At 72.6% G+C, this 7,844-nt stretch carries 6 protein-coding genes; all 6 read right to left on the bottom strand.

Translation table 11 applies throughout. From position 1 onward, the window contains the following. Positions 1 to 304, bottom strand: a 304-nt coding sequence (locus tag AB0G02_RS23470) for a YbaB/EbfC family nucleoid-associated protein (protein WP_360797611.1), incomplete at its 3' end; no start/stop codon positions are given. Positions 305 to 495: 191 nt separating this feature from the next. Beyond that, a complete protein-coding gene (locus tag AB0G02_RS23465) occupies positions 496 to 2,025 on the bottom strand; it encodes an MFS transporter (RefSeq protein ID WP_360797610.1) in 1,530 nt (509 codons plus the stop codon). Positions 2,026 to 2,179: 154 nt separating this feature from the next. Beyond that, positions 2,180 to 2,431 (bottom strand): hypothetical protein, encoded by a 252-nt coding sequence (locus AB0G02_RS23460; protein WP_360797609.1) that lies wholly within the window; start codon positions 2,429 to 2,431, stop codon positions 2,180 to 2,182. An 87-nt stretch (positions 2,432 to 2,518) separates the two neighbouring features. Beyond that, positions 2,519 to 2,956 (bottom strand): GNAT family N-acetyltransferase, encoded by a 438-nt coding sequence (locus AB0G02_RS23455; RefSeq protein WP_360797608.1) that lies wholly within the window; start codon positions 2,954 to 2,956, stop codon positions 2,519 to 2,521. 77 nt (positions 2,957 to 3,033) lie between these two features. Continuing rightward, positions 3,034 to 4,362, bottom strand: a complete 1,329-nt coding sequence (locus AB0G02_RS23450; RefSeq protein ID WP_360797607.1) for a DUF2252 domain-containing protein — start codon at positions 4,360 to 4,362, stop codon at positions 3,034 to 3,036. Positions 4,363 to 4,530: 168 nt separating this feature from the next. Further along, positions 4,531 to 7,844: Ig domain-containing protein (locus AB0G02_RS23445; RefSeq protein ID WP_360797606.1), on the bottom strand; the 3,314-nt coding region annotated here is incomplete at its 5' end.

The raw sequence follows: 7,844 nt of genomic DNA, 5'->3' as shown, positions 1-7,844 counted from the left end.
TGGCGCGCGCCTGCGCGGCGGCCTTCTGGATGGTCGCCACCGTGGCCGCCGCCAGCTTCTCCGGCGTGGACGCGAGCGCGGACGGCGCGAACGCCAACCCCGTCACCACGCCCGTGGCGTCGACGGTCACCCTGACGGCCCCGTCGCGCGAGGTCGCCTCGGCACCGCCGGCCAGCGCCTGCCCCTGTGCCTGCTGCACGGCCGCCAACTGCGCGCGCAGCCCGGCCATCGCCTGATCCGCCTGTTGTCGCAGTTCGCCGATCCGTGCCTGGCGCTGTTCCGGTGTCAGTCCTGGCTCAGTCACCCGACACCCCTCTCCCCTGCACGAAGCTGACGCACCACGTGCTCTCCCGGTTCCGTCGAACGTGACCAGAGGCTAGCGAAGGCGTTCCGCGGCCGTCCGGTGGTTCGACGCATCCAATCCGGTGGGCACCAGCGAAAACCGACCAACCGTGCACCGGGAACGAATTCGCCTGATTCGCATGTGGACGGCGCTCAGCGGTGCTCCAGAACGGGGACCGGCGCTTCGGCACCCGCCGGGCGGGCCCTGCGCAGCGCGACCATGCCGACCACCGCGAACACCACCACGACGGCGGCACCGATGACGGCGACGGTGTGCAGCCCGGACGAGAAGGCGTCCCGCGCGGTGGCCAGCACGCCGTCCGCCAGCGGGCCGGGGAGCGTGCCCGCCGCCCGCAGCGCGCCGACCATGCTGTCGCCCGCCTGGGCGGCGGCCTCGGCGGGCACCTGCGCGGGCACGACGACCTCGTCGCGGTAGACGGCCGTGCCGATGCTGCCGAACACCGCGATCCCCATGGCGATGCCGAACTCGGCGCTGGTCTCCGACATCGCGGACGCGGCACCGGCCTTGCGCGGCGGGACGGAGCTGACCACCATCTCCGTGCACAGCACGCCCTGCGGTCCCATCCCGAAGCTCGCGATCGACATGCCCGCCACCACGAACGCGACCCCGCCGGCACCGGTGGCCTGGGTGAACAGCACGATCCCGCAGGCCGCGACCAGCATCCCGAAACCGAGCACGAACTCGGGCCGGAACCGCCGCGCCAGCCGCGGCGCGATCAGCGACCCGACCACCACCGCACCGGCCTGCGGCACCAGCCAGAGCCCCGCCTGCACCGCGGTCAGCCCGGCGACCAGCTGGAGGTACTGGCTGACCAGCAGGAACACCCCGCCCATGGTCAACGCGCCGACCAGCATGATGCTCACCGCCGCGCTGAACGCCCGCACCCGGAACAGGCGCAGGTCGAGCATCGGGTCGGCCAGGCCGCGCTGGCGGCGGACGAACGCCACGCCGAACGCCACGCCCACGGCGAGGACGAGCACCTTGACCACCGACACGCCGTCCTTGGCCGTCTCCTTCAGGGCGTAGACGATCGGCAGGATCGCGCCCAGCGACAGCCCGACGCTGGCCAGGTCCAGCCGCCCGGCGGTGGTGTCGCGGTACTCCGGCAGCAGCTTCGGCGCGGTGGCCAGCAGCAGGACCATGACCGGCACGGCCATCAGGAACACCGAGCCCCACCGGAAGTGCTCCAGCAGCACGCCGCCGACCACCGGCCCGATCACCATGCCGCCCATGAAGCAGCTCATCCACACCGCGATCGCGGTGCCGCGCTGCTTCGCGTCCTGGAACATGTTGCTGATCAGCGCCAGCGTGGACGGCATCAACGTCGCCCCGGCGATCCCCAGCACGGCCCGCGCCGCGATCAGCATCTCCGGGCTCGTGCTGAACGCCGCCACGACCGACGCCAGGCCGAAGGCCGCGCCGCCGGTCATCAGCAGCTTCCGCCGGCCGATCCGGTCACCCAGGGTGCCCATCGTGACCAGGAACCCGGCGACCATGAACCCGTAGATGTCGATGATCCACAGCAGTTGGGTGCTGCTGGGCCGCAGGTCGGCGGCCAGGTGCGGGACCGCCAGGTGCAGCACGCTCATGTCCAGTGACAGCAGCAGCGTCGGCAGCGCCAGCACCGCCAGGCCCCACCACTCGCGTCGTCCTGCCCTCATCGCCGTCTCCCGGTGTCTCGATCGTCCGCTCTCACCTCTTCCACGAACGGCACCGGCCCGGATCGACATCACCGGCCGAAAAGGTCCGGAAAAACTTCCGCGGGCCACCTGACGGGCGTCCGGGAGCACGGACGTCGGGCGGCGTCACCCTCGTTCAGTCGGTCCGGTGTTCCAGCACGCCCAGGAGGGCCGAGGCGGTCAGGGCGACGGCCCGGTCGTCGTCGTGGGTCAACCGCCGCAGGGCGTCGTGCGCGACGGTCCCCGGCATCTCCGCGAGCGCGTCCACCAGGTCGGGGTGGGGGTGCGTGCCGGCCGCCATCACCGCCTGGAGCCGCGTCGACACGTCTACCGCGCCCAACGCGTCGAGCAGGCGCGGGTCCGGTGACTTCCCGGGGGTCGGGTTCATGGGGGACCACCTCCTGAGCCCAGTGAAGACCTTGTCACGGTGTCAACGTCAAGCGCGCGCCGCCGGACCGGTGTTCGTGGTGGACGTTCAGGCGATCGGGTACTCGTACACCAGGAAGCCGCGGTGCACGGCGACGTCGTCGTAGAGCGCGCGGGCCGCCGCGTTGTCGTGCAGCGTGTTCCAGTAGAGCCGGGCGACACCGCGGGCGCGGGCGGCGTCGGCCACGGCCTCGATCAGGGCCCGTCCGGCTCCGAGGCCGCGGGCGTGCTCGGCCACGTACAGGTCCTGGAGGTAGCACGCGCCCCCGGACCAGACGTTCGCGTGGAACAGGTGGTGCGCGATCCCGACGACCACGCCGTCCGAGCGCGCGGCCAGCCCGTGCACCTCGTCGCCGGCCAGCAGCCGGTCCCACGCCCGCGCGTAGCCCTCGTCGTCCACCTCGGTCCGGTAGAACGCCTTATAGCCGCGCGCCAACTCCTCCCACGCGGCACGGTCGTCCGGCAGGAGCGGGGTCACCGTCGTCATGGCGGTCATCGTGTCACCCGCCGTGCCACCACCCGGGGACCGGTTCGGCGGTCCGGTCCGACCGGGCAGCGCGCGACCTAGGCCGTCGAGACGACGCCCTTGATCCGGCCGTCGCGGAAGGCGTCCACGAACAGCCGGTGGTCCTCGCGGGTCTGCCCGGCGTAGCGCAGGGCGAAGTCGACGAGCGAGTCCGCGAACTCGTCCTCGCGGTCCCCGATGGCGGACGCGATCGCTTCCTCGCACTGGAAGTCGACCAGGGTCTGCTCGGAGTCCTCGTCCGCCACGCAGTGCATCTTCGCGGTGGCGCGGCCGAGGTAGTCCAGCACCGGCAGCATGTCGGCCGGCTCGGTCAGGTCCGACCAGTCCAGGTCCGCCTCGTAGGGCGACAGCTCGGCCACCACGTACCCGACCCCGTCCATCCGCGTGTGCCCGAGCCACGGGTCGGCGTGCGCCTGCAACGCCCGCTGCGAGACCGCGGTGCGGTGGCCGTGGTCGGTGAAGTACTCCCGGATGCGCTCGTCGGGCACGACCCGGCTCGGCGCCGCGACGTTGGCCTGCTTCATCGACAGCACCACGTCGTTCTCCAACGCCTCGGTGCGCCCCTCGACCAGGATGTTGTAGGCGTGCAGCCCCGCCGACCCGATGCCGAACCCGCTGCGCCCCACCACGTCCTTCACCGCGTAGGTGAGGCTGTTCGCGCGCTTCCCCTGCGGGATCGTGTCCAAATAGGACTCGTAGGCGCGTTCGACGGCCGCGCGCTCCTCCGGCGTCACGTCCCTGGTGCCCGGTCGGTCGCGGCGGAACCGGCGCTCGTAGTCCACGATCACGGTCTTCTCGTCCAGCAACCCGATCCGCGTGGCCAGCCGCGCCCGCAGCAGCACCTGGTGCAGCACGCCTTCGGTGTTGCCCAGGCCCAGGCTGAACAGCTCGTCCCCCGGCTTCTCCGCGAACGCCCGGACCTGCGCCACGTACGCGCGCACGTAGGCCCGCACCAGCTCACCGATGGTGCTGTCCGGCAACGCCTTGCGCCACCCCAGCAACGCCATGCTGGCCGCGAACCGCTTCAGGTCCCAGGTGTAGGCGCCGAGGTAGGCCTCGTCGAAGTCGTTGACGTCGAACACCAGCGTGCCCTCGGAGTTGAGGTAGGTGCCGAAGTTCTGCGCGTGCAGGTCGCCCTGGATCCACACGCGGCTGGTGCGGTCGTCCGTCCAGTCGTCGGGCGCACCGGCCATGTCGGCGTAGAACAGGCAGGCGCTGCCGCGGTAGAACGCGAACGGCTCGGCCGCCATCTTGCGGAACTTGTGCCGGAACGCGGCCGGGTCGGCGGCCATCAGGTCCGCGAAGGCCTCCTCCAGCACGCCGACGATGCGCTCACCGCGGTCGGGCACGACAACCACCCCTTCCACCCACCGGGGGTGAAGTCCGGCGCGGCACGGCCGGGAAGCCGCCCCGCGTGTGCGGATCCTAGCCGCCTGCCCCGGCGCGAGGGCGTGCCGACGAACTCCACCCCGCGGGTGGTCGCGGATGACCGATCTGCTCCGCCCTGGGCGATTGCGCGCGGATTCACCCGGTTGTCACGGTTGTTCCCGGTGCTGGCGGGTCATCGACCAGTCGCCGTCGAACGGGACCGGCAGCGAGCGGACCTCGGGGTAGGTGTCGCCGCCGGGGCGTTGCCACTCCAGGCCGAGGTAGAGCTGGCCGAAGCCGCCCAGCACGCGCAGGACGCGCGCGGTCCAGCCGTAGCGGGAGAAGGTGCGGTCAAGCAGGAGCGCGCCGTTCGCGTCGAGGACGACGACCTGCACGGAGGAACAGGTGGCCTGCGTGCCGTCCTCGCCGGTGCACGGCTGGTCGCGGACGACCCAGTAGGCGAGCCGGCCGTGGGCGTCGACGACGTGGTCCATAGTGGCGTCGATCGTGTAGGGGCCGCTGGAGGACACGTGGTAGCGGCCCAGTGCTCCGGTCACGTCCCGGGTCCAGGCCACCGCGCCCGCGGGCGTGATGCGGGTGAACCGGGCCTGGTGGTCGACGTACTGCACCACGTACCCGCCGCCGACGCCGTCCGCGGAGATCGCCTGCGCCGAACACGCGGGATAGGCCGCGGGCACGCGCACCGACCACACGAGCCCGTTCCGCCCGCCGCGGCGCACCTCGGTACCGCAGGCGATGGGCGTGTTCGCGATGCGGTCGAACGCATTCCCGTTGAGGGCCGAATCCTCGGGGCCGGCGACGGTCTGGCTGCCGGACCCGGACAGCGAGTAGCCGCCGTCGCGGCTGCCGTCGACGCGGTTGAAGAACTCCAGCTGACCGATGACGAGGTGGTCCTGCCAAACCGAGCGGAGCGCGCCGTAAAGGCTGTTGTTCGGGTAGTCGATGGCGTACAGCTGGTTCCCGGTAGCCGAGTCGAGCACGTGGAAGTGGTAGTCCGACTGGACGATCAGCTGCGATCCGTCCGGGGTCAGGTGGAGGAGCTGGACGCGCTGGTAGGTGGCGGACCACCGCTGCGCCCCGTCAGGGCCGTACCCGCGGACCTGTGCACCGTCCAAGCTGTGATCCGGGTCGTAGACCTTCCCGTAGGACCAGCCGTTGGCGCCCCAGGTGAGCAAGCGCTGCTGGTTGCCGCGCGGCACCCCCGGGTACGACGTCATCTGGCACAGCGGGGACACCGCGGGCGTCCGACTGCCGTCGCGTTGCAGGTAACTGGCGTCGTAGGCGCGCGTCGTCAGGTTCCAGGCGCAGTAGAGGGTTTCGCCGCTGGGACCGAGGTCGTCGATGTAGCCACCGGTCAGGGTGAACGCGCGCGGGTCGGGCGCACCGGGCAGCGGGATCGTGCCCGCGCCGCCCGGCGCCAGCACGGTGATCGTGAACGTGCCGGTGGCCGTGCGGCCCTGGGCGTCCCGCGCCCGTACGGTGAACTGCGACCGGCCGACCTGCGTCGGCGTGCCGCCGATCGTGCCGCCGGTGAACGACAAGCCCGGTGGCAACGCCCCGTCGACCACGGTCAGCACCACCGGCGCCGTGCCGCCCTGGGCGGTGACGGTCGTCGAGTACGGCAGCGACCGCTGCGCGGACGGCAGGCGGGTGCCCGCGATCCGCGGTCCCGGCCAGGCGCCGCCCGCCGAGGTGAGGGTGTAGCGCAGGAAGTCGGCCCTGGCGAGGGTGTAGCTCGCGCGCAGGAACCAGAAGTCGACGTCCAGGCTCGCCTCCGCGCTCGCCCCCGCGTCGACCGTCCACCACGGGTTCGCGGTCGGGCTGATCTTCGTCTCCAGGAACGCCCCCGCCAGCAGCGACGGCCCGGCGACCCCGCCGAACGCGAGCTGCACGCGCGGCCCGAACGTGGCGCGCAGGGTGGCCGAGGAGGCGTCGGACGGCGGCGTCATCGACCCGGTCACGTTCGCCTCGCGGATCCACCGCACGCCTTGCTGCCCGGCGGCGAGTACGGCGCCGAAGCGGACCGTCGCGGAGAGCTGCGCGCTGAGCCCGACCCCGGCCTCGAACTTCGCCTGGACGACCGGCGTCAGCTTCGGCACGAACCCCCACACGGGCGGCAGCGGGATCGTCGGCCCCACCGGGAAGTCGCACTCGGCGGCGAAGCCCGCGGTGAACCCGACCGACCCGTGCAGCTCGGCTTCCGCGGTCAACGAGAACCGCTCCAGCCCGCCCGCGCCCCACGCGACGTCCAGGACGACCCGGGCCTGCACGGTGAGGTCGACCGACACGGTCAGCGGCCGACCACCGCAGTCCACGCCGGCGGCGGCCGAGCTGAGCGGGATGGCGCCGTCCTGCACGGCCCTGCCCGCCAGCAGCCCGGCGGCGGTCGGCGCGCGGGTGTCCACGCTGCCCTGGACCGACCCGGACGGGAACGCCTCGTCGACGCGGACCGGGGTGGTGCGCACGGTGGTGCTGCCACCGGAGGTCGTCACCTCGGTGACCCGGCCCAGCAGCCCGCCGGGGTTGCGGTCGTCGGGCTGGGCGAAGACCACCTCGCCCACCGCGGGCGCGGGACCGGTCATGGTCAGGCCGTCCGGCGTCACGGACACCACCTGCTGCGGCGGCACGACCTCGGTGGTGTCCGGCTTGGCCACGGTGGCCGTGACGCCGGTGGAGATCCAGCCGAACACGTCCACGACCAGGTGAGTCGCGCCGTTGTTGTTGTAGAGCGACACCGTGCCGTTCGCCCCGACCTTGACGATCACCAGGTTGGGCGCGGTCTGGCCCGGGGTGAGGTTGAGGTTGCTGGCGACCGGGAGCGGCTCGCCGCTGGGGAAGGCGGTGACGTAGGTGTTCGCCGTGGGTTCGGTGCCGGTCAGGTTGAGCACGACCGCCGCGACGCCCTCGGCGGGCACGCCGCCGCGACCGAGCACGGGCACCTGGATCGACGTGCGCGGTCCGACCGCCCGGTCCTCGCGGGTGTCGAGCAGCCGCGACGGTGACAGCGGCGCCAGGTCGGCCCCGGTCGCGATCCAGCCCAGCACGTCCACGACCAGGTGGGTGGCGCCGTTGTTGTTGTAGAGCGAGATCCGGCCGTCCGCCCCGAGCTTGACGATCGCCAGGTTCGGCGCGGTCTGCCCGGCGGTCAGGTTGAGGTTGCTCGCCAGCGGCACGGGCTCCCCCGCCGGGTAGGCGCTGACGTAGGTGCTCGCCGTCGGCTCGGTGCCGGTCAGGTTCACCACCACCGCGCCGACCCCGGTCGTGGGCACGCCCGCGAAGCCGGTCACCGGCACGTCCACCGACCGCCGCGCGCCCACCGCGCCGCCCGCGGACCGGGTGTCCAGCGCCCTGGCGGGGGTCAGGCCGTGGTAGTCCGACCCGACCGGGAACCACCCGGCCACGTCCGCGATCAGGTGCACCGAGCGGTTGTGGTTGTAGAGCGAGATGCGCCCGCCCGCGC

It is taken from the genome of Actinosynnema sp. NPDC023658 (assembly GCF_040639995.1).
GTDB lineage: Bacteria > Actinomycetota > Actinomycetes > Mycobacteriales > Pseudonocardiaceae > Actinosynnema.
Note: the sequence above shows the minus strand (reverse complement) of the source record. Positions and strands in the feature narration are given on the sequence as shown.